At 66.2% G+C, this 20099-nt stretch carries 20 protein-coding genes; 11 read left to right on the plus strand and 9 right to left on the minus strand.

The window, feature by feature from the left end:
* Positions 1 to 85: 85 nt before the first annotated feature.
* Together PIN01S_RS23725 and PIN01S_RS23730 are read right to left on the minus strand one after the other, a co-directional pair.
* Positions 86 to 979, minus strand: coding sequence for a PA4780 family RIO1-like protein kinase (locus tag PIN01S_RS23725; RefSeq protein ID WP_084339385.1), 894 nt, complete (start codon positions 977 to 979; stop codon positions 86 to 88).
* Positions 980 to 1110: 131 nt separating this feature from the next.
* Positions 1111 to 2001 carry a LysR family transcriptional regulator gene (locus PIN01S_RS23730; RefSeq protein ID WP_084339386.1) on the minus strand — a complete coding sequence of 297 codons (891 nt, stop codon included), beginning with the start codon at positions 1999 to 2001 and terminating at the stop codon, positions 1111 to 1113.
* A gap of 105 nt (positions 2002 to 2106) precedes the next feature.
* Between PIN01S_RS23730 and PIN01S_RS23735 the strand changes: the two genes are divergently transcribed.
* Together PIN01S_RS23735 and PIN01S_RS23740 are read left to right on the plus strand one after the other, a co-directional pair.
* Positions 2107 to 2748, plus strand: coding sequence for an NAD(P)-dependent oxidoreductase (locus PIN01S_RS23735; protein WP_084339387.1), 642 nt, complete (start codon positions 2107 to 2109; stop codon positions 2746 to 2748).
* 44 nt (positions 2749 to 2792) lie between these two features.
* Positions 2793 to 3074, plus strand: coding sequence for a DUF2218 domain-containing protein (locus PIN01S_RS23740; protein WP_084339388.1), 282 nt, complete (start codon positions 2793 to 2795; stop codon positions 3072 to 3074).
* A 15-nt stretch (positions 3075 to 3089) separates the two neighbouring features.
* Here the strand turns inward: PIN01S_RS23740 and PIN01S_RS23745 are convergent, their stop codons facing one another.
* Positions 3090 to 4271 (minus strand): HD-GYP domain-containing protein, encoded by a 1182-nt coding sequence (locus tag PIN01S_RS23745; protein WP_084339389.1) that lies wholly within the window; start codon positions 4269 to 4271, stop codon positions 3090 to 3092.
* Between the two features lie 12 nt (positions 4272 to 4283).
* Positions 4284 to 7760 (minus strand): response regulator, encoded by a 3477-nt coding sequence (locus PIN01S_RS23750; RefSeq protein ID WP_084339390.1) that lies wholly within the window; start codon positions 7758 to 7760, stop codon positions 4284 to 4286.
* A 144-nt stretch (positions 7761 to 7904) separates the two neighbouring features.
* On the opposite strand from PIN01S_RS23750, the gene ada reads away from it, so the two are divergent.
* The 8 genes from ada to PIN01S_RS26845 all read left to right on the plus strand — a co-directional run bounded on the left by ada (position 7905) and on the right by PIN01S_RS26845 (position 12803).
* Positions 7905 to 8969, plus strand: a complete 1065-nt coding sequence (ada, locus tag PIN01S_RS23755; RefSeq protein WP_084339391.1) for a bifunctional DNA-binding transcriptional regulator/O6-methylguanine-DNA methyltransferase Ada — start codon at positions 7905 to 7907, stop codon at positions 8967 to 8969.
* 57 nt (positions 8970 to 9026) lie between these two features.
* Positions 9027 to 9266 (plus strand): hypothetical protein, encoded by a 240-nt coding sequence (locus tag PIN01S_RS23760; protein ID WP_084339392.1) that lies wholly within the window; start codon positions 9027 to 9029, stop codon positions 9264 to 9266.
* Positions 9267 to 9342: 76 nt separating this feature from the next.
* Positions 9343 to 9825 (plus strand): CesT family type III secretion system chaperone, encoded by a 483-nt coding sequence (locus tag PIN01S_RS23765; protein WP_084339393.1) that lies wholly within the window; start codon positions 9343 to 9345, stop codon positions 9823 to 9825.
* Between the two features lie 142 nt (positions 9826 to 9967).
* Positions 9968 to 10150, plus strand: coding sequence for a hypothetical protein (locus PIN01S_RS23770; protein ID WP_084339394.1), 183 nt, complete (start codon positions 9968 to 9970; stop codon positions 10148 to 10150).
* Positions 10151 to 10455: 305 nt separating this feature from the next.
* Positions 10456 to 11217, plus strand: a complete 762-nt coding sequence (locus PIN01S_RS23775) for a phytanoyl-CoA dioxygenase family protein (protein WP_084339395.1) — start codon at positions 10456 to 10458, stop codon at positions 11215 to 11217.
* A 121-nt stretch (positions 11218 to 11338) separates the two neighbouring features.
* Positions 11339 to 11818: an LEA/WHy family protein gene (locus PIN01S_RS23780; RefSeq protein WP_084339404.1), complete on the plus strand. Its 480-nt coding sequence runs from the start codon at positions 11339 to 11341 to the stop codon at positions 11816 to 11818.
* A complete protein-coding gene (locus tag PIN01S_RS23785; protein WP_169715877.1) occupies positions 11785 to 12558 on the plus strand; it encodes a hypothetical protein in 774 nt (257 codons plus the stop codon). The genes PIN01S_RS23780 and PIN01S_RS23785 overlap by 34 nt, the downstream gene beginning before the upstream one ends.
* A 101-nt stretch (positions 12559 to 12659) precedes the next feature.
* Entirely contained in the window at positions 12660 to 12803 is a 144-nt protein-coding gene (locus tag PIN01S_RS26845) for a hypothetical protein (RefSeq protein WP_169715878.1), read from the plus strand.
* Positions 12804 to 13000: 197 nt separating this feature from the next.
* Here PIN01S_RS26845 and PIN01S_RS23790 read toward each other — a convergent pair whose 3' ends face one another.
* Together PIN01S_RS23790 and PIN01S_RS23795 are read right to left on the minus strand one after the other, a co-directional pair.
* Positions 13001 to 15487 (minus strand): glucose/quinate/shikimate family membrane-bound PQQ-dependent dehydrogenase, encoded by a 2487-nt coding sequence (locus PIN01S_RS23790; protein WP_084339397.1) that lies wholly within the window; start codon positions 15485 to 15487, stop codon positions 13001 to 13003.
* Positions 15488 to 15770: 283 nt separating this feature from the next.
* Positions 15771 to 16070, minus strand: a complete 300-nt coding sequence (locus PIN01S_RS23795) for an antibiotic biosynthesis monooxygenase family protein (protein ID WP_084339398.1) — start codon at positions 16068 to 16070, stop codon at positions 15771 to 15773.
* Between the two features lie 145 nt (positions 16071 to 16215).
* Between PIN01S_RS23795 and PIN01S_RS23800 the strand changes: the two genes are divergently transcribed.
* Positions 16216 to 16557, plus strand: coding sequence for a zinc ribbon domain-containing protein YjdM (locus tag PIN01S_RS23800; RefSeq protein ID WP_084339399.1), 342 nt, complete (start codon positions 16216 to 16218; stop codon positions 16555 to 16557).
* A gap of 176 nt (positions 16558 to 16733) precedes the next feature.
* Here the strand turns inward: PIN01S_RS23800 and PIN01S_RS23805 are convergent, their stop codons facing one another.
* From PIN01S_RS23805 to PIN01S_RS23815, 3 genes are all read right to left on the minus strand, one after another.
* The gene (locus PIN01S_RS23805; RefSeq protein WP_084339400.1) at positions 16734 to 17153 is read right to left on the minus strand and encodes a CBS domain-containing protein; all 420 of its coding nucleotides are present in this window, start codon (positions 17151 to 17153) and stop codon (positions 16734 to 16736) included.
* A gap of 233 nt (positions 17154 to 17386) precedes the next feature.
* On the minus strand, positions 17387 to 17944 hold the full coding sequence (locus PIN01S_RS23810; RefSeq protein WP_244506036.1) for a putative periplasmic lipoprotein: 558 nt from the start codon (positions 17942 to 17944) through the stop codon (positions 17387 to 17389).
* A gap of 328 nt (positions 17945 to 18272) precedes the next feature.
* Positions 18273 to 19769, minus strand: coding sequence for a CoA-acylating methylmalonate-semialdehyde dehydrogenase (locus PIN01S_RS23815; RefSeq protein ID WP_084339401.1), 1497 nt, complete (start codon positions 19767 to 19769; stop codon positions 18273 to 18275).
* Between the last annotated feature and the right edge of the window lie 330 nt (positions 19770 to 20099).

The raw sequence follows: 20099 nt of genomic DNA on the forward strand, positions 1-20099 counted from the left end.
CCGTTCACTCCACATGGGTATCGCTGAATCGCGCAAGGATCGACGCAGCGGCGGCGGCGGTCAAGCGTGCGAAAGAGGTAGTGGCTCAACCGCGCAACCAGGGCGGCGTCGGCTCTTCCTTCTCGTGTGGCTGCTCGTCGGCCTTCAGCGCCGCCTCCCGGCGCGCCTGCTCGGCCAGGGCCGCCTTGATCTCGCGCATTACCGCGGCGATGTCGGCGGCATCCTCGGGCTCCTTGAATTCGCCGGTCAGACGGGTGTCTGGGGTCAGCCTGCCGGCCTCGTAGAGCGCCCACATTTCCTTCGCGTAACGGGTATATCTCAGCTCCGGGGCGAAGCGGCCGAAGTAGGCGGCCATATTGCCCACGTCGCGCTCCAGCATGCGGAACGCATGGTTGTTGCCGGCGGCATCCACTGCCTGGGGCAGGTCGATGATCACCGGACCGTCCGGGCCGAGCAGCACGTTGAACTCCGACAGGTCGCCATGGACCAGCCCGGCGCAGAGCATCTTGACGATCTCGCCGATCATGAAGGCGTGGTATTCGCGGGCGTCGTCCGGGTGCAGTTCGACGTCGTTGAGGCGCGGAGCAGCATCGCCGTATTCGTCCTGCACCAGCTCCATCAACAGCACGCCGTCGAGGAAGTCGTAGGGTTTGGGCACTCGCACGCCAGCATTGGCCAGCCGGAACAGGGCCGCGACCTCGGCGTTCTGCCAGGCGTCTTCCTGCTCCTTGCGGCCGTACTTCGAGCCCTTGGCCATGGCTCGGGCATCGCGGCTGTTGCGGGTACGGCGGCCTTCCTGGTATTCGGCCGCGTGGCGGAAACTGCGCTTGGCGGCCTCCTTGTAGACCTTGGCGCAGCGCAGCTCATCGCCGCAGCGCACCACATAGACCGCCGCTTCCTTGCCACTCATCAGCGGGCGCAGCACCTCATCGACCATCCCATCGTCGACCAGGGGCTGGATACGTTTTGGAATCTTCATCAGCTTGCCAGGGGTCCTCTTGCCTGCGCCCAGTGGCCGTTATACGGCAAATCGCCAGGGATCGCCCAGGTTGCCGACGAGAATGGCGCCGATTTTCACAGTTCGGAACCGCCTACCGGACACCCGGCGACTCATCGGGCCGCCAGCAACGTCTGCCGCAGGGCCTCGATGGCGTAGCGCACCTTGGCCGGCTGGGCATCGCGGCGGGGTGTGACGAGGTACAGGCCGATCGTTTCCGGTTGCCAGTCCGGCAGCAGCACCAGCAATTCGCCACGGGCCAGCAGGTCGCGAATCTCCGGCTCGGGTTGCAACGAGGCGCCCATGCCGGCCAGGGTGAACTGGCGCCCGGCGAGGATGTTGTTGCAACCGATGCGGCTCTCCAGGCGCAGGTGCTCCTCGGCGCCGCCGGGGCCTCGCAGCAGCAGATGTTGGAAGCGGTCGGTGTTCAGCCCGATCCAGTCCAGTTCGAGCAATTGCCGTGGCGTCTCCACCCAACCGCAGCGCGCCAGGTAGGACGGCGCGACGCAGAGCAGCATGCGCCAGTCCGTCACGTAGCGCGCCACCAGGCTGGAGTCGTCCTGGCGCCCCACACGGATGGCCAGATCGATGCGTTGCTCCACCAGGTCGATCACCTCGTCGTGGAAGAACAGCCGCAGGCTGAGCCCCGGATGGGCCAGCAGCAGGGGCGCCAGGGCCTCGCTGATCATCTTGCCGGGCAACCCCACCGGCGCGGCGATGCGCAACTCGCCCACCGGCGCGTCGCGCAGCTCGGCCAGGCGCTGTTCGGCTTGCTGAGCCAGTTCGAGTACCTGGGCACAACTGCGGTAGAACACCGCGCCAGCTTCGGTCAGCGTCAGTTTGCGGGTGGTGCGGTGCAGCAGACTGACCTGAGTGCTTTCCTCCAGCCGGCGAATCTGCTGGCTGACGGCCGAGGCGGTCATGCCGAGGGCCTCGGCGGCGGCGACCATGGAGCCCTTATCGACCACAGTGGCGAACAGCGCCATGCGCTTGAGCTGCTCCATCTTTAAGCTCCGATTAACAGTGAAAGCATTTTTTGCCACTTTTTCGGCTGTTTATCCAGCAGCGATCATGGATGCCACTTTTCCATCGCCCATAGAGGAATCACCATGAAACTCGCCCTGATCGGTGCCAGCGGCTTCGTCGGATCGGCTCTCCTGCAGGAGGCCCTGGAACGCGGCCACCAAGTCACCGCCATCGTCCAGCACCCGGAAAAACTGCCCTCCCACCCCAACCTCACCGCCCTCAAGGCCGACGCCTACCAACCCGATGCCGTGGCCACGGCCGTCGCCGGGCACGACGCGGTGCTCGACGCCTTCAACCCCGGCTGGGGCAAGGAAAACATCCGCGAGCTGTTCCTCCAGGGCACCCGCTCGATCTTCGCCGGGGTCAAGCAGGCCGGCGTGAAGCGCCTGCTGGTGGTCGGCGGTGCCGGCAGCCTGTATGTCGCACCGGGCGTGCAACTGATCGACACCCCGCACTTCCCGGCCGAATGGAAGGAAGGCGCCGAAGGCGCACGCCAAGCCCTGGAGCTGATCCGCGCGGAAACCGGGCTGGACTGGACCTTCGTCTCGCCGCCGGCCCTGCTGGAGCCGGGCGAACGCACCGGCCGCTTCCGCCTCGGCGGCGACGAGCTGCTGATGAACGGCGATCACCCGGCGAACATCTCGGTCGCCGACCTGGCCGTGGCCATCCTCGACGAGATCGAGCAGCCGAAGCACATCCAGAAACGCTTCACCGTCGGTTACTGATCGAACCGGGCGGCCTGCCCAGGCCGCCCCAACCAGGAGTTGCCATGTCCCTCAACGCTACCGCCCATGTCCCCACCGACACCCCCGGCCGCTACATCGGTCGCCTGTGCAAGCACTTCGCCCATAAGCTGCCGGTCAGCCATGACGAAACCAGCGGCCGTATCGAATTCGATGGAGGCGTCTGCCTGCTGAAGGCGGAAAACCAGGGCCTCAGCCTGCGCGTGGAAAGCGCTCGGGAAGAAACGCTGGAGCGCCTGAAACAAGTGGTCGCCAGCCATTTCGAACGCTTCGCCTGGCAGGAAGCGCTGCAGCTCGATTGGCAGTGAACCAGCCATCGGCCCTCACGACGGCGGCACCAGCTCGATGTTCTCCGCCAGGGAGTCTTCCATGCGCTGCAATTCCTGGCTGATGGCCTCGTCGCTGTCGGCGTGGGTCCGGGCGATTTCGGCGAACTGCAGCGCCACTTCGAGGAAGGCCAGCACCACTTGCGGATCGAAATGGCTGCCACTGGCGGCGCCGATCCGGGTTTCCGCTTCGTCGCTGCTAAGCGACTGGCGGTACGGATGCCGGCTGGTCAGTTCGTCGTAGTAATCGGCCAGCGCCAGCAGGCGCGCCGACAGCGGAATCTGCTCGCCGCGCAGCCCCTGGGGATATCCCGAGCCGTCCCAGCGCTCGTGATGGCAGTAGGCGATTTCCTTGGCGTAGGTGAGGAAGCTGGTTTCCGTACCCAGCTTGCGCTCGGCCCGGTCCAGGGCGTCGCGGCCGGCGCGGGTGTGGCTCTGCATCAGCGCCAGGTCTTCACCCTCCAGGGGAGCCGGGCTGAGCAGCAGGCGGTCCGGGATTGCCAGCTTGCCGATGTCGTGCAACTGGGCCGACTTGGCCAGCAGGGCGATGCGCTCGTCGCTCAGCTCATCGCGCAGCCCGGGTACTTGCCGCGCCAGCGCGCCGGCCAGGGCCTGCATGTACAGCTCGATGCGCACCAGATGCTTGCCGTCGGGGTTGTCGCGGGTGTCGGCGAGGATCGCCATGGATTCGATCAGCGCATCGTGCAGCGCCTGGATCTCGCGGGTGCGCCGCCGCACCTCCAGTTCCAGGTATTCGCTCTTGTCGCGCAGGTAGTCGGCGGCCGCCTTCAGTTGCAGTTGGGCACGCACCCGCGCCAGCAGGATCGGCGCGCTGACCGGCTTGGTCAGGTAATCCTGGGCGCCGAGATCGAGGCCGTGCTGCTCGTCGCCCTCCTGGTTCATGGCGGTGAGGAAGATCACCGGGATCGCCGCGGTGGCGGGGTCGGCCTTGAGCCGGCGACAGACCTCGTAGCCGTCCATGTCCGGCATCATCACATCGAGCAGGATCAGGTCCGGCTGCGGACTGGCCGCGGCCAGGTGCAGGGCCTTCTCGCCGCTGCCGGCGACCTTGACCCGGTACCGATCGAGCAACAGCCCACTGATCCGGTCGAGGTTGGCCGGTGTGTCGTCGACCACCAGGATCAGCTCCTGGTCGGGTCTGTCGAGCATCGTATCCATACGCTCTCCGCGTCAAAGACTGATGTCCCGTTGCCGTGCCGCCACCCGCAACGCCTCCAGCGCCGTCTCGAAGTCGTAGTCATGCAAGGCTTCGGCGATGGTCGCATAACTCTCATTTAAGGCGCTGCGCAGGGTTTCGGCCTGCTCGTCGAGCAGTTTTCCGGCGCGCGGATCGTCCGCCGAGCACAATTCCGCCAGGCGGGCGCAGAGACGGGCCAGGTCCGTTTCCGGTACCACCGTGCCCTGCCCCTCGCCGGCTTCGGCCATACGTGTCTCGATGGCATCGATCAGCACTTCCAGGCGGGTCGCCAATGCATCGATGGACGGCTGCAACCCGGCCGGATCGTTCCCCTGCTCCAACGCCGTTTCCAGTTCGACCGCACGCCTACGCAATTCGTCCGCACCGAGGCCGGCGGCCAGCCCTTTGAAGGTATGTAGCAGGCGCGCCGCCGTCGCCCGGTCTCCCGCGGCCAACGCTCCACGCAGACGGGCGACGAAGGTCTTTTCGCTGGCGGCGAAGCGGCTCAGTTGGGAGCGATAGAGGTCCTCGCGCCCAGCAACGAGGCGTAGCCCCGCCGCGACATCCACGCCGGGCAGCCCCCAGCTCGGCGCCTTCGGCATCGCCGCCGCCGAGGCCGTGGTCTCCTCCTCCGCATTGAGCCAGCGCGACAGCGTTGTCCACAACTCGGCGGGTGAGATCGGCTTGCCGAGGTGATCGTCCATGCCCGCCTCCAGGCAGCGCTCGCGATCCGCCGGCAAGGCGTTGGCGGTCATGGCGACGATCGGCAGGTCGCGAAAGCGCTCCTGTTCGCGGATCGCCCGGGCCGCGCCGATGCCATCGAGCACCGGCATCTGCATGTCCATCAGCACCAGGGCGTAATGGCCCTCGTCGTGGAGCTGGAGAAGGTCCAGGGCCACGGCGCCATTCTCCGCCACATCCACTTGCAGGCCGCTTTCGCTGAGCAGCTCGCGGGCGACCAGTTGGTTCAGCTCGTTGTCTTCCACCAGCAGGACCCGCTGCCCGGCGAACGATGGCAATGGCGGCGGCACCGGCGGCGGGCGCGAGCTGCGCTGGTCGGCGGCCCCGCTCAGGCAGAGCAGCGCCACCTCGAACAACTGGGTCGGCGTCAGCGGCTTCGCCAGCACCGCGCTGATGCCCAGCTCGGCCGCGACGGGCGGCTCCTCGCGGCCGAAGGCACTGACCAGCACCACCCGCGGCGGGGTTCTCAGCCCCAGCGCGGCAATGCGGCGGGCGGTTTCCAGGCCGTCCAGCTCGGCCATCTGCCAGTCCAGCAGCACCAGATCGAACGCCGCGCCCCTGGCCGCTGCCTCCTGAATCCGCTGGACCGCCAGCGTGCCGGACGCCTCCGTGGCGACGCGAAAGCCCATGCTCTGGAAAATCTCGCCGAGCAGCCGGCGCGCGCTGCCGTTGTCGTCCACCACCAGCACCCGGCTGCCGCGCACGCTCAGACGCGGCAGCAACGGTTGCGAGGACAGCGCGACACCAAGCGGCAGGCGACACCAGAACAGGCTGCCCTCGCCCAACCGGCTCTCCACCCCGACGCTGCCGCCCATCGCCTCCGCCAGCCGCTTGCAGATCGCCAGGCCCAGCCCACTGCCGCCAAACTGGCGGGTGATGGAGCTGTCGCCCTGCTGGAACGGCTGGAACAAGTGGCGCTGCTGCTCAGGATCGAGCCCGATGCCGGTGTCGCGCACACCGAGGTAGAGCAGCAGGTCGCGCTCGCCCTGGCGCTCGGCGCGCAGGATCACCTCGATCTCGCCGTGCTCGGTGAACTTGATCGCGTTGTTCACGTAGTTGATCAGGATCTGACCGATCCGCAGCGGATCGCCGAGCAGCCGGCCGGGCAGGCGGTCGTCCAGGTTGAACAACAGCTCCAGGCGCTTCGCCGCGAGCTTGGGACCGACCATGTTGACCAGATCGTCCAGCAGCGACTGCAAGCCGAATTCGATCCGCTCGATGGCCAGCTTGCCGGCCTCGGCGCGGGAAAAGGTCAGGATGTCGTCGATCACCCGCAGCAGGTGCTGGCCGGCCTGCTGGATCTTGTTCAGATAATCGCGCTGGCGCGGGTTCGGCGACGTCTGCAAGGCCAGGTGCGCCATGCCGATGATGGCGTTGAGCGGCGTGCGGATTTCATGGCTCATGTTGGCGAGGAAGTCCGACTTCAGCCGGGCGGCCTCCTCCGCCAATGCCTTGGCCCGGGCCAGCGCCTGCTCGGTCTGCTTGCGCGCGGTGACGTCGTGGCTGACCGAGACGCTGCCGAGCAGCTCGCCGGACTCATCGTGGAACGCGGCGCGCTGGGTATCCAGCAGCACGCGGCGACCGTCCGGGTACTGCGCCCAGCTCTCGTCGGCCTCTGCCGTACCGCTGGCCCAGGCCGCGCCGTCGCCCAGTTCCTGGTCGCGACGGCCGAGCAGCGCCTCCAGCGGACGGCCGATCAGGGTCACGTAGGCCTGGTTGGCGCCCAGGTAGCGACCATCGGCGTCCTTGTAGCAGATCGGGTCGGGAATCGCGTTGACCAGCGCCAGCAGTACGCTGCGCTGCCGCCGGGCTTCCGCCTCGGCGCGTTGGCGCTCGCGGATCTGCACGCGCAGCCGGCGGTTCCAGTACAGCATGCTGGCGATCAGCAATAGCAGGCCGCCGGCGAACGGCCAGGCCACTTCCAGCGCCTTGCGCCAGTTGAACTCGGTGAGCGGCGGCAGCCAGCGGTCGCGGATCGCCTGGCGCTCCTGCTCGCCGAGCGTCGCCAGGGCGCGGTCGATCAGTTCGACCAGCTCCGGCCAGTCCCGGCGCACGGCGAAGTGCAGGTCGCCGGTCTGGATGCCGGTCTCGCCGCGCAGTTCGAGGTTGGTGAGGTTGTGCTGGCGAATCAGGTAGCTCGCCACGGTCATGTTGCCGACATAGGCATCGGCCTTGCCGGACGACACCAGGCGCAGCGCCTGTTCGGTGTCGGCCGTCTCGACGAACGTAACGCCGGACACCTGTTCGTCGACCATCTGGCGCAGGACGAAACCGCGCTCGACGGCTACCCGTTTGCCGGCCAGGTCCTTGAGCGACTGCACGGGGGAATCCTGGCGCACGAAGATCAGGTTGCGGCTGCTGAGGTACGCATCGCTGAACAGCAGGCGCCTCTCCCGCTCGGGGCTGTAGGCCACCGACGGCAGCAGATCGACGCGGCCGCTGGCCAGGGCCTCCAGGGCTTCGTCCCAGCCGTCCACCAGGACCAGGTTGAAGTGCACGCCGATCCGCCGGCCCAGGGCCGCCAGGTAATCCGCGCTGATGCCGCCGTGCTGGCCCTGCTCATCGACGATATCGAACGGCGGCCAGCCCCCTCGGCTCATGCCCACCCGCACCACCGGATGCGCATCGACCCAGGCCTGTTCTTCGGCCGTCAGGTCCATCCGCTCGGCGGCGGACACGGAGAAGCACAGCCAGACCAGGCCAATCGTCAGCCATCCGCGAAATTCCATGGAGCGTCCTCTTCTTCCTTTCGCCACGCCGCCGCTTCCCTCAGCTTAGTCAACGCACCCGGGGAACCGTCACTTTGAAAGCGCGATCCGGATTGGCAGCGATCGCCCTCCGGCCGACAATGACGGCAAGCCCTGGAGACCACCATGCTCGATCCCGAACTCTGCTGGCAAGCCGTCTGCGCTCGCGATGCCTCACGCGACGGTCAGTTCGTCACCGCCGTTCGCAGCACCGGCATCTACTGCCGGCCAAGCTGCCCGGCGCGGCGTCCGCGGCGTCCGCGGCGGGACAACATCGAGTTCCACCCCTCTGCCGAATCCGCCGAGTCCGCCGGCTTTCGCCCGTGCCGACGCTGCTCGCCGAAAGGCGCGAGCCCGGCCGAACAGATGGATGCCCTGGTCGCCGCCGCCTGCCGTCTGCTGGAACAGACGTCAACGCCGCTCACCCTGGCACAACTGGCGGCGCGAATCGGCCTGTCACCGTCGCATCTGGCGCGCGCCTTCAAGGCGCGTACCGGCCTGACCCCGAAGGCTTGGGCCGACGCCCGCCGCCGTGCCCGTCTGGAAGCGGAGCTGCCGCAGGCGCCCTCGGTACTCGCCGCAGCGCTGGAGGCCGGTTACTCCGGTACCCGCGCCCTCTATGAACGCCCCGGCGCCCTGAGCCCGGCCCAGCAGCGCCGCCAGGGTGCCGGCGAAGCCCTGCGCTACGCCATCGCCCCCTGCCCGCTCGGCCTGCTGCTCCTGGCCGCCAGCGAGAAAGGCGTCTGCGCCCTGCTGTTCGGCGATGACGAAGCCTCGCTGGAGGACGATCTGCGCCACCGCTTCGCCGCCGCCCGGCTGCAGCGCGACGATGCCGGGCTCGGCGATTGGCTGAACTCGGTCGTTGCCCAACTAGAAGAGCCGGAACGCGCCGCCCGCCTCCCGCTGGACCTGCGCGGCACCGCCTTCCAGCAGCGCGTCTGGCGTGCCTTGACCCAGATTCCGAGCGGCGAGACCCGCCGTTACGGCGAACTGGCCGCCAGCCTCGGCACCCACGCCCGCGCCATCGCCCGCGCCTGCGCCAGCAACCCGGTCGGCCTGCTGGTGCCTTGCCACCGGGTGGTCGGCGGCGACGGCGCACGCCTCGGCTACCGCTGGGGCGCGCAGCGCAAGGCGGCCCTCCTCGACGGCGAACGGGCCGTCCTGCACGAGCCGGAACCGGAAGCGGGCTGACACGGGAAATTCCCGGCGGCCCGGTGGTCCCAATCATAGGAACCCCGGAGACCGCCCATGCACGAACTCAAACGCTACCGGATCGACTACCGGCTGAACGGCCAGCTGGCCTCGCTGATCCTCGACGAATTCCACGAACCCACCCTCGACCAGGTCCGCCTGCGCCTCCTGCACGAACACACCCGCGAGCCGCGCGTGGTGGAAGACGCGCCCTGGGAGCAGAACTGCCGTCCCAGCCTGGAAAGCCGAGCCGATGAAGTCGGGCTCAGCGATATCCGCATCCAGCCGTTGACCTGAACACTTCGCCCGGAACTCTTTCGCTGTCGACGCCACACAGCAGCCGTAATGTCGGAAACGAAAGCAGGGAGCGGCCATGCAGCCGATCAAGGCGAAAGAACAACTGGACCAGTGGCTGCGTCGACGCGGCATCACCGTCGCCATGGAGACGAAGAACGACCGTCACTTCGTTTGCACGGCCGAAGGCGAGGAGTGCCTGCTCTGGCTGCCCGAGATGGACACCACGCTGTTCATCTTCACCCTGGTGGACCGCCTGACCATGCCCAAGGACAACGACCTGCTCACGCTGTCGATGGCGCTCAATCTCGAACCGACCCGCACCGGCGGCGCCTCACTCGGCTACAACCCGGAATCGAAACAGCTCATGCTGCGCAGCGTTCACGACATGACGGGACTCGACGACGTCGCGCTCGACCGCATCCTGGAGCAGATGTCCAAACTGGCCGGCGCCCTGCGCCTGTATCTCGACGCCTTCCGCAACCAGCGCTCCGGTACCCGCCATACCGCCAAGGGTCCGCTGCTCACCCCCGGCTTCCACTCCCCCCGTCTGTTCACCTGAGAGGCCCCGCATGGCAACGTCGCCCATCGGCCCGACCCATAGCGCTGGGATATCTTCCTCTCACGAGGGTGCTTCGAGTTCCTCGCTGCGACCCGGCTCACCGGAAGCCTTCACCCACTTCCGTCCTCATGCCGAGGGCCCGATGGTGCGACTGGACGGCGCTGAGGATATTTTCTTCGATGCACGCTCCTCGTTTTCCTCGGTCGACCCCAGTGATTTGCCCACTCCCGAAGAGGCGGAAGCGCAGCACCGCTCGCTGCGCACCCTGCTGCCGGATTTGATGGGGTCTCTTGCGTTGCTGCGCGACAAGCCCTCGTCGCCCTGATGATGGCAAGAAGAGCCTTCCTTCCAAGCGGCGCCTCTTACTGTAGGAGCGAATTCATTCGCGAAAAGGAATAACTGCTGAACGGCGGGCTGAATGCCGCGCAAAAAAAAGCGCAGCTCGTGGCTGCGCCGGGTGCTCCGCCCATGCGGAGCCAAAGAAGCAGGAGGTTGGAACATCGCTTGTGGCAACGTTCCGGATGCGCCGATGGAAGCAGCGCGTGAATCGGGGCGCGATGCTACGGGTCGAACCTTTCACCAAGCTGTCGATCCGCCCCCATACTGCTGAAAGCCCCCGACGAGCCCGCCATGCACCCGACACCCGAATCCACCGCCCGGCACCTGCGCGCCCTGCACGAGCAAGGCTTCGCCCTCCTGCGCGGCGTGCTGGGCGCGACACAGGTCGCCGAGCTGCGCGACGCCATCGATCGCTTGCAGCCGATCCACTGGGATTACACCGGTCTGGTGGATCACTACAAATGCCTGTTCAACCGCGATCCGCTGTGGCTGCCCTACCTCGACAGGCCCGGCGTGATCGAACTGGCGGAAGCCAGCCTGGGGGCCGACTGCCATGTGATCGGCCAGACCGCCTGGCGCAGCCATCCTGGCTTCATCGGTGCCGACCTGCATGTGGACTATCTGGTGATGGAACTGCCGGAAAGCCTGCTGGCCGCCCCCTCGTTCGAGCTGCCGATGCAGATTTGCACGGCCATGTTCTACCTGGACGACATCGACGAAGCCCTCTGCCCCACCCTGGTCATCCCCGGCAGCCACCGCGCCGGACGCAAGCCCCGCGAGGGCGAGGCCGACTGGCATGGCCGGGTACCCGAGCCGGTGCTGTGCCGGGCCGGCGACGTGCTGTTCCTGCGCAGCGAGCTGTGGCACGCCGGCAGTCGCAACCGTACGCCAGACCGTAGCCGCTACCTGCTGCAGGTGCACTATGGCCGACGCATGGTGGCGCAGAAGTTCTCGCCCTACCTGCATTGGCGCTTCAACCCGGAGGTCCTGGCCGCCTGCACGCCGCGGCAATTGCGGCTGCTGGGCGATCACGAGGAAGCGGAATACGACTGAGAGTCACAGGTGTAGAAGCTATCGCAGCCACGACGGATGGCAGCCGCTACGCTGAACAGGACGGAGCAAACGCTCCGTCAGCCTGTCCACTGCTTGAGTCCAGCCGATGCGGAAAACCGATATGTCCGTTCTTGCCCGCTCTCTCTTCCTGCTCCTGGTTCTGCTGGGGTTGAGCGCCTGTAGCACACTGAGCCCGCGCGATCCGTTACACATCGATCTGGTCGGCCTGGAGCCCTTGCCCGGCCAGGGATTGGAGGTGCGTTTCGCGGCGAAACTACGGATTCAGAACCCGAACGAGACGGCCATCGACTACAACGGCGTGGCGCTGGAGCTGGACATCAACGGCCAGCCCCTGGCCAGCGGCGTCAGCGACCAGAGTGGGCAGGTGCCGCGCTTCGGCGAAACAGTGCTCAGCGTGCCGATCACCATTTCCGCATTTTCCGCGGTGCGCCAGGCCTGGGGCATCGCCGGTTATACGCCCGGCCAGGGTCTGCCGTACGTGCTGCGCGGCAAGCTGGCCGGCGGCCTGCTCGGCACCCGTCGCTTCACCGACAAGGGCGTGTTGAAGTGGCCGGAGCCGGCTCCGGCCGTGCGGCCTTAGTGGGTCTTGGCGATCTCGGCGATCCGATGTTTGTCGCAGCAATTCAAGCCAAGCCGTCTACAACATCTCACAAACCGATTGGGAGCTTTTCGGAAGTGCCGTCAACTCATGGTCGGCAATATCTCGAAGAGCCATCGAAGATGTGGCACAAGAGCAAATGCTCGATCATATGCACGATCAAGCCCAATATCGCTTCTGGGGAGCCGTTGCCAGTGGCTGTCGCTTCTAATCGCCTTGCTGCACTTTGTCTTGCGCTAGCCCCGTGCCTGACTCTGGCCCCGCCCGAAAGTGAACGCCTGCAAATCTTCGCCGCAGAACGCCTCAGCAATGCCCAAGCGGAAGCCGAGGTCCGCTACCTGCACTGCATCGCGCCCGGCGCTCCCGTGCTGCCGGTCGACACCTTCAAGAGGCTGGAACTGAGCGATGAGGAGAAGAAGCTCGCTCTGCTCTACTTCAATGCCCGTGCGCGTCGAGCCTGCACCGAGCAGACAGACACCGCCCTGTTGGTAGCGAGCCAACTGGCGAGGGAGGCCGGGCTGCCGGAGTACGCCAGGGCCGATGACCCGCATGCAGAACGGGTCGCCGCAACCCTTGCCGAGTTGTACAGCGAACAGGAATACAAGGCGCGCTACTGGGCGGTGCCAGAACCCAAGCGAGAGAAGCTGGAGCGAATCGACGCACTACAACAGCGTTTCGACCTCATCGAGTCCGCCCATGCGGTCGGCCTGCCGTTGCCGTAGACAGCCGGCCAAGCGGTCTTCGGCGATCTGATCGGGCCGGGGAAACATTCATGGCCGGGGGCAGTCGACTGGAAAGGCTCAACCATTCCCGAGGACTCGCCATGAAGCTGAAACTCCCTGCCGCCCTTTTCGCCGCGCTGCTGCTCGCCGGCTGCTTCGACAGCTCCGATGCGGACAAGAGCAGCAACTCCAGCCAGGAAAAGGCTTCCATCCAGATGCAGCAGAAGGACGACGCCGAGCAATAGCGACGATTCGCCAGCAGAGCTGGCTCCTATACAGGCAGGACAACTGCCTCTGCTGTGGGAGCGAATTCATTCGCGATAACCGGCAGTCCCTTCGCGGATAAATCCGCTTGTATGTTGTGCCTGTCGGCGCGCTCTCGTAGGAGCCAGCTCTGCTGGCGAAGCGTCTGGCTCGGGTCTACGAGACCGCCCCTTCCGCCCTATTTCTTCGGCAACGCATACGCCATCACATAGTCCCCCTGGCGGGTTCCCAGCGAGCCATGGCCGCCGGCGACAATCAGTACGTACTGGCGGCCATTCTTGCCGGTGTAAGTCATCGGCGTGGCCTGGCCGCCGGCTGGCAGGCGGCCTTCCCAGAGTTGCTCGCCGGTGCGCACGTCATAGGCGCGCAGGAACTGGTCCAGCGTCCCGCCGAGGAAGGCCACGCCACCGGCCGTGGTGACCATCCCGCCCAGGCTCGGCACGCCCATGGGCAGGGGCATCGGGATGGGCGCGTTGTCGCGCACGGTGCCGTTCTTGTGCATCCAAAGGGTCTCGTTGGTGGTCAGGTCCACCGCCGCCACGTAGCCCCAGGCCGGCGCCTGGCACGGCAGCCCGAGGGGTGACAGCAGCGGCTGCAGGATCACACCGTAGGGCGCGCCCTTGTTGGGCTGCACGCCCTCGGTCTCGCTCTTGCGCTCCGGGCCGCCCTCCACTTGCGCGCTCGGCACCAATTGCGAGGTGAAGGCCATGTAGCTGGGGTTGAGCACGGCGATCTGGCGCACCGGATCGACGGAAATGCCGCCCCAGTCGAACACCCCGAAATTACCCGGGTAGACCAGCGAGCCCTGTAGCGACGGCGGGGTGAAGATGCCCTCGTAGCGCAGCGAACGGAATTGGATGCGGCAGAGCATCTGGTCGAACGGGGTGCCGCCCCACATGTCCGCTTCGCGCAGTTCCGGTGGCGTGAAACTGAGTTCGGAGAACGGCTGTGTCGGTGCCGTGAAGTCGCCTTCCACCGCGCCCTGCGGCACCGGCCGCTCGTGGATCGGCACGATGGGCTCGCCGTTGCTGCGGTCCAGCACGTAGATGCTGCCCTGCTTGGTGGAAGCCAGCAGCGCCGGCCGCGTGCCCTGGTCGGTCTGCAGGTCCATCAGGGTCGGTTGGCCGCCGACGTCCATGTCCCACAGGTCGTGGTGGACGAACTGGCGGGTCCAGCGCACCTGCCCGGTGGCGATGTCCAGGGCGGTGATCCCGGCGCTGTATTTCTCGGAGGCCGGCGTGCGGTTGCCGCCCCACTGGTCCGGGGTCTGGTTGCCCATGGGCAGGTAGATCATGCCGAGCGTCTCGTCGACGCTCATGATCGACCACATGTTCGGCGAGTTGCGGGTGTAGGTCTGGCCTTCCGGCAACGGCGTGGTGACGTCCGGGTTGCCGCTGTCCCAGTTCCACACCAGGCGACCGCTGCGCACGTCGTAGGCACGGATTACCCCGGACGGCTCGTCGATGGAGACGTTGTCGGTCACATGGCCGCCGATGATCACCAGATCGCGGGTCACCGCCGGCGGCGAGGTGGAGTAGTAGCCACCGGGCTGGAAATCGCCAATGCCGGTGGCGAGGTCCACCGAGCCGTTGTCGCCGAAGTCCGGACAGGTCTTGCCGGTGTCGGCGTTGATGGCGATCAGGCGGGTGTCCGCAGTCGGCAGGAACAGCCGGCGCGGGCAGGGATTCTCCACCGGCGCCGGGGCGGGGGCCTCGGCCACGGGCGGTGCGGCCTCGGTCGGGGGTTCGGCAGCCGGAGCGCCCTCGGCCAGCGCGGTTTCATCGGCCGGCACCTGGGTCGGTGTGGCGGCAGGCTGGCCGACGTAGGCCGCCTCGTCGTGATAGGCCACGCCCCGGCAGGTCATGTGTGCCCAGCCCTTGAAGCTGTCGGCATCCTGGGTGCTGAGCTTGGGATCGAAGCGCCAGATTTCCTTGCCGGTATCCGGGTCCAGGGCGATCACTTGGCTGTGCGGCGTGCACACGTAGAGCATGCCGTTGGCCTTCAGCGGGGTGTTCTCCGCCGTGGTTTCCTGCGGGTCGCCGGGGCCGGGGACGTCGCCGGTGCGGTAACTCCAGGCCAGCTCCAGGTCGCCGGCGTTTTCCGGAGTGATCTGGTCCAGCGGCGAATAGCGGTCGCCAAAAGGACTGCGCCCGTAGGACGGCCAGTCGCCCGGTTCGATGGGCGGCGCCATGCTTTCCACGGCGGCGACCTCGCGCTCCAATGCGCCTTCGATCCGTCCGGGATGGGTGAACAGGCTGGCCAGCGCCACCAGCCCGGCGATCACCACCGCACTGGCCAGGCCCCAGCCTGCCCCGGTGAAACGCGAGGTTCCCCGAAACACCGGCAGCAGCAGAAGCAACCCGAGGGCGAACCACAACGCCAGCCGCGGCACCAATTGCCACCAGTCGAGCCGCACCTCGTAGAGCGCCCAGAGCGTCGAGCCGAAGAGGAACAAGGCATACAGCCAGATCGCCGCCGCGTGGCCGAGGAACAGCAGGATGCCGCACAGCACCAGGGCGACACCGGCGATCAGGTAGTAGAGCGAGCCCCCCAGCATCGCCAGCTTGATGCCACCGGCCAGCAGCAACACGCCGAACAGCACGAAGAGAATGCCCAGGACCTTGCCCGGCCCCGTGGCACGGGGAGAGAGGAGTTCTGCGTTCATGAGTCCACCCCTGGATGATGTGGCCGCGCCGGAGATTCGGAACGGGGGCGCTGGAGCCGCACCCTGTTTTTCAGAACCCCCGAGCGGGCCAATCGTTCAACGGGCGATAGGCCAGGAATTGTCAGCCGATCGGACGGAGGGTGTGCCCACGGGACGCCGCGGGCGGATAAATCCGCCCCTACACGAAAACAGCGTCATAGTTTGGGTAAATCCGAGAACCGGTTCCCCCGAGGGATTCGCAGACAGCCAACCTAGCCCGACCTGACTTGCCCTGACATATCGCTCACTCCGGCCGAAAATGCCCCATGAAGGTCAGCGACTCGATGGCCTCCATATACGGCTGGAAGCGCGGGTCGCCCGAGGAGAAGGCGTCCGCCGCAGCCTGGGCGTGTTCGAGGCTGTCCCATTCGGCGATGTCGAGGAACACGCCCTGCCGCTCCAGTGGCAGGTAGCCGTAGAACGCCAGCAATCCGGGGAAGTCTTCGAGGGCCTTGCGCAAGCCGGCGCGCAGTTCGGGAATGCGTCGTTCGTGGCCTGATTTCACCTTGAACAGGGCCACTTCGAGGATAGGTGCGTTGAGCATGGGCGTCGTCCGTGTGGTTGATCGATAGGCCCAGGCTACGCAGCCCCTCCTGACAACCTTCTGTCAGTAGCGCAGCGCGATGCACCATAACCGGCAAAGGACCTATACAATGTGCGGCTTTTCGCCCCATCAGAGGAAAAATCCCGTGAGCACCCTGCCGCCCTGCCCGAAATGCAACTCCGAATACACCTATGAAGACGGCACCATGCTTATCTGCCCCGAGTGCGCTCACGAATGGTCCGCCATTGCTGCCGAAGCCGCTCCGGAAGGCGACAAGGTGATCAAGGATTCCGTCGGCAACGTCCTGCAGGACGGCGACACCATCACCGTGATCAAGGACCTCAAGATCAAGGGCTCGTCCCTGGTGGTGAAGGTCGGCACCAAGGTGAAGAACATCCGCCTGGTCGACGGCGACCATGACATCGACTGCAAGATCGATGGCATCGGCGCGATGAAGCTGAAGTCGGAGTTCGTGAAGAAGGTGTGAGTGGCGATCGTTCCCACGCTCTGCGTGGGAATGCAGGTTCAGACGCTCTGCGTCTGTGGGACGCGGAGCGTCCCTGGATACGTTCCCACGCAGAGCATGGGAACGATCTATGAACCCAAACATTTTGGTGCACGTTCGGGCTCGTTCGGCTCATCTTCGCACCGCAGCGGTGCAACTCAAGCCGAGCGGGAAAGCGCCGGGGTCATCAGTTTATCGAGCAACTTAAGGATGTGCCGACGGGTGATCACACCGATCACCTTGCCGCCGGCCTCCACCACCGGGTAGCTCTTCGGTTTGTCGCCGAGCATCTGCTGCGCCAAGGTCATCGGGTCGGTTTCAGGCGTCACGCTAAGCACATCGGTGCGCATGATGTCGCGCACCGTAGCCACGCGCTGGTTGTAGTAAGCCACCTGGATAGCCACTTGCAGACACTCCTGCTCGGAAATCCAGCCCAGCAACCGGCCCTCCGTATCGACCACCGGCCCACCGAGAATGCGGTAGCGCGCCAACCTGCGCGCCGCCTGCACGACCGGCATGTCAGGGCGGATGGTGGCGAAATCCTTGGTCATGAAATCGGCGATGCTGGCAGTGTTCATCGAAAGGGCTCCCGTTGGGCTATCGGTCTATGTCTCCGGGGCACGCACCCGGACGATGGAGCGATAGCAAGGAACGGGCCCTGTTTGCCGAGGCCGATGTAATGCGGTGAGATCGTTCCCACGCTCCGCGTGGGAATGCAGGGCTCAGACGCTCCGCGTCTGGGGGACGCGAAGCGTCCCGGGAGGGGTTCCCACGCGGAGCGTGAGAACCCTCGTCAAACCTACATCAATGCTTATTGCTTCAGCGAAACCTGACCGGCCTCGATGTTCAGCGCGCTGAGACGCTTGAGCAGCGCGGCGATGTTTTCGCGGGCCGAACCCTCGTTGGCCAGGCGCAGGCGGGTGACGCCGACGAAGGCATCGCTGACCGTAGCGGTGTACGGTGTGCTGAGGATTTCGCGGAAGATTTCCTTGCCGCTGGCGTTATCGACCAGGCTGTACTCGACATCGCTGGTGACCTTGAAATCCATGCCGAACAGCGGCTGGTCGACGCGCACCAGCTTGGCCTTGAGCGTGTAGGGAGCGTTGCCGGCAGCGCTCAGGAGGCCCGCCTTGTCCAGCGAATCCGACAGCGCGGCCTTGAAGTCCGGCCCGTCGATCTCGGAGGTCCACATCGGATTGGTTTTCTTCCCGCCTTCCACGTCGCTGACCTGGACATTTTCTTTCAGTGCCGGGGAGTAGGTTTGGCTTTGGGCCTGGGTGTCCGCCACGGTCATGCCACCGATATTGGCCGATGAAGCACAGCCGGTAAGGACAAGGGCGAACAGGGAAAGGCAGAGCAGGTGACGCATGGAAAAGTCCTTTTGCAGAAGGGAGGAACCGGAACGTCCGGACAGGCCGCCGGGACGGCAGACGCGGTTCCATCGATGCGTTCGTCCCTGAGCAGCGATGGCATAGTAATGGCGCCGCGAACGATAGCTCAAGCCGGAGCGGACAAACCGCTACGCTTGTCGCAGCGATATGAGCATTGCCACTGGTTTGGCGATGCTCCTACGCTCCGCGTCTGTGGGGCGCAGAGCGTCCCGGGAGGGGTTCCCAGGCGGAGCGTGGGAACCATCGTCCATCTCGTCCAACGAAAAAGGCCAGTCTCCCGACTGGCCTTTTCTCTATCGCACTAACTCAACCATTACTCGGAAATGCGAACTGCGCCGCCTCGTGGCTGGCGCGTTGTGGCCAGCGTTGGGTGATGGCCTTGCGGCGGGTGTAGAAGCGCACGCCGTCCGGGCCGTAGGCGTGGAGGTCGCCGAACAGGGAGCGCTTCCAGCCGCCGAAGCTGTGGTAGGCCACCGGTACCGGCAGGGGGACGTTGATGCCGACCATGCCGACTTCGATTTCGTCACAGAACAGCCGGGCCGCTTCGCCATCGCGGGTGAAGAGGCAGGTGCCGTTGCCGTATTCGTGGTCGTTGATCAACTGCATGGCCTGTTCGAGGCTGTCGACGCGGACGATGCAGAGCACCGGGCCGAAGATTTCCTCCTGGTAGATGCGCATGTCCGGGGTCACGCGGTCGAACAGGGTACCGCCGACGAAGTAGCCATCTTCATGACCGGCGACGCGGTAGCCGCGGCCGTCCACCACCAGCTTCGCGCCGGCGGCAACGCCGTCGTCGATGTAGCCGACCACCTTGTCGCGGGCGGCGGCGGTGACCAGCGGCCCCATGTCCAGGCCGTTGCAGGTGCCGGCGCCGACTTTCAGGGCCTGGATTTGCGGCACGATCTTGTCCACCAGGGCATCGGCGATCTGGTCGCCGACGCACACGGCCACGGAGATGGCCATGCAGCGCTCGCCACAGGAGCCGTAGGCCGCGCCCATCAGCGCGCTGACGGCGTTGTCCAGGTCGGCGTCGGGCATCAGCACGGCGTGGTTCTTGGCACCGCCCAGGGCCTGGACGCGCTTGCCGCGCTTGGCGCCCTCGGCATAGATGTATTCGGCGATGGGGGTGGAACCGACGAAGCTGAGGGCCTTGACCTCCGGCGCTTCGATCAGTGCGTCCACCGCTTCCTTGTCGCCGTGCACGACGTTGAGCACGCCCGTGGGCAGGCCGGCCTGGTGCAACAGTTCGGCGATGAGCAGAGTGGAGCTGGGGTCGCGCTCGGACGGCTTGAGGATGAAGCAGTTGCCGCAGGCGATAGCCAGCGGGTACATCCACAGCGGGACCATGGCCGGAAAGTTGAACGGGGTGATCCCGGCAACGATACCCAGCGGCTGGAAGTCGCTCCAGGCGTCAATGTTGGGGCCGACGTTGCGGTTGTATTCGCCCTTGAGCAGTTCCGGCACGCCGCAGGCGTATTCGACGTTTTCGATGCCGCGCTTGAGCTCGCCGGCCGCGTCTTCGAGGGTCTTGCCGTGCTCTTCGCTGATCAATCGGACGATTTGCGCTTCGTTCTGCTCCAGCAGTTGCTTGAAGCGGAACATGACCTGTGCGCGCTTGGCCGGCGGGGTGTTGCGCCAGGCTGGGAAGGCAGACTTGGCCGAGTCGATGGCCTGCTGGACGGTGGCACAATCTGCCAGGGCGACCTGGTGGATGGCCTGCCCGGTGGACGGGTTGTAGACGTCGGCGTGACGGCCGCTGCCGGGGATGCGTTCGCCGTGGATCAGGTGCGGAATCTGGGACATGAGATGGCTCCGTTGTTTGGGTCGGGAGAGTGGGGTTCTCTCTGTCATTACGGGTTGGTTCGGTGTTCGGCTTAGCGGTTGAGGGGGCTGGTGGATCGCCCCCTCACCCCAGCCCTCTCCCCAAAGGGGCGAGGGAGTTGGTTCGGTGTTCGACTTGGCGGTTGAGGGGGCTGGTGGATCGCCCCCTCACCCCGGCCCTCTCCCCAGAGGGGCGAGGGCGTTTGGTTCAGTGTTCGACTTGGCGGTTGAAGAGGCTGGTGGATCACCCCCTCACCCCGGCCCTCTCCCCAGAGGGGCGAGGGAGTTGGTTCGGTGTTCGACTTGGCGGTT

It is taken from the genome of Pseudomonas indica NBRC 103045 (assembly GCF_002091635.1).
Lineage (GTDB): Bacteria > Pseudomonadota > Gammaproteobacteria > Pseudomonadales > Pseudomonadaceae > Pseudomonas_M > Pseudomonas_M indica.

Excerpts from the sequence above, each read along its gene's own strand:
- PIN01S_RS23725 (WP_084339385.1), bottom strand. The coding sequence starts at position 979 with ATGAAGATTCCAAAACGTATCCAGCCCCTGGTCGACGATGGGATGGTC.
- PIN01S_RS23730 (WP_084339386.1), bottom strand. The coding sequence starts at position 2,001 with ATGGAGCAGCTCAAGCGCATGGCGCTGTTCGCCACTGTGGTCGATAAG.
- PIN01S_RS23735 (WP_084339387.1), top strand. The coding sequence starts at position 2,107 with ATGAAACTCGCCCTGATCGGTGCCAGCGGCTTCGTCGGATCGGCTCTC.
- PIN01S_RS23740 (WP_084339388.1), top strand. The coding sequence starts at position 2,793 with ATGTCCCTCAACGCTACCGCCCATGTCCCCACCGACACCCCCGGCCGC.
- PIN01S_RS23745 (WP_084339389.1), bottom strand. The coding sequence starts at position 4,271 with ATGGATACGATGCTCGACAGACCCGACCAGGAGCTGATCCTGGTGGTC.
- PIN01S_RS23750 (WP_084339390.1), bottom strand. The coding sequence starts at position 7,760 with ATGGAATTTCGCGGATGGCTGACGATTGGCCTGGTCTGGCTGTGCTTC.
- ada (WP_084339391.1), top strand. The coding sequence starts at position 7,905 with ATGCTCGATCCCGAACTCTGCTGGCAAGCCGTCTGCGCTCGCGATGCC.
- PIN01S_RS23760 (WP_084339392.1), top strand. The coding sequence starts at position 9,027 with ATGCACGAACTCAAACGCTACCGGATCGACTACCGGCTGAACGGCCAG.
- PIN01S_RS23765 (WP_084339393.1), top strand. The coding sequence starts at position 9,343 with ATGCAGCCGATCAAGGCGAAAGAACAACTGGACCAGTGGCTGCGTCGA.
- PIN01S_RS23770 (WP_084339394.1), top strand. The coding sequence starts at position 9,968 with ATGGTGCGACTGGACGGCGCTGAGGATATTTTCTTCGATGCACGCTCC.
- PIN01S_RS23775 (WP_084339395.1), top strand. The coding sequence starts at position 10,456 with ATGCACCCGACACCCGAATCCACCGCCCGGCACCTGCGCGCCCTGCAC.
- PIN01S_RS23780 (WP_084339404.1), top strand. The coding sequence starts at position 11,339 with ATGTCCGTTCTTGCCCGCTCTCTCTTCCTGCTCCTGGTTCTGCTGGGG.
- PIN01S_RS26845 (WP_169715878.1), top strand. The coding sequence starts at position 12,660 with ATGAAGCTGAAACTCCCTGCCGCCCTTTTCGCCGCGCTGCTGCTCGCC.
- PIN01S_RS23790 (WP_084339397.1), bottom strand. The coding sequence starts at position 15,487 with ATGAACGCAGAACTCCTCTCTCCCCGTGCCACGGGGCCGGGCAAGGTC.
- PIN01S_RS23795 (WP_084339398.1), bottom strand. The coding sequence starts at position 16,070 with ATGCTCAACGCACCTATCCTCGAAGTGGCCCTGTTCAAGGTGAAATCA.
- PIN01S_RS23805 (WP_084339400.1), bottom strand. The coding sequence starts at position 17,153 with ATGAACACTGCCAGCATCGCCGATTTCATGACCAAGGATTTCGCCACC.
- PIN01S_RS23810 (WP_244506036.1), bottom strand. The coding sequence starts at position 17,944 with ATGCGTCACCTGCTCTGCCTTTCCCTGTTCGCCCTTGTCCTTACCGGC.
- PIN01S_RS23815 (WP_084339401.1), bottom strand. The coding sequence starts at position 19,769 with ATGTCCCAGATTCCGCACCTGATCCACGGCGAACGCATCCCCGGCAGC.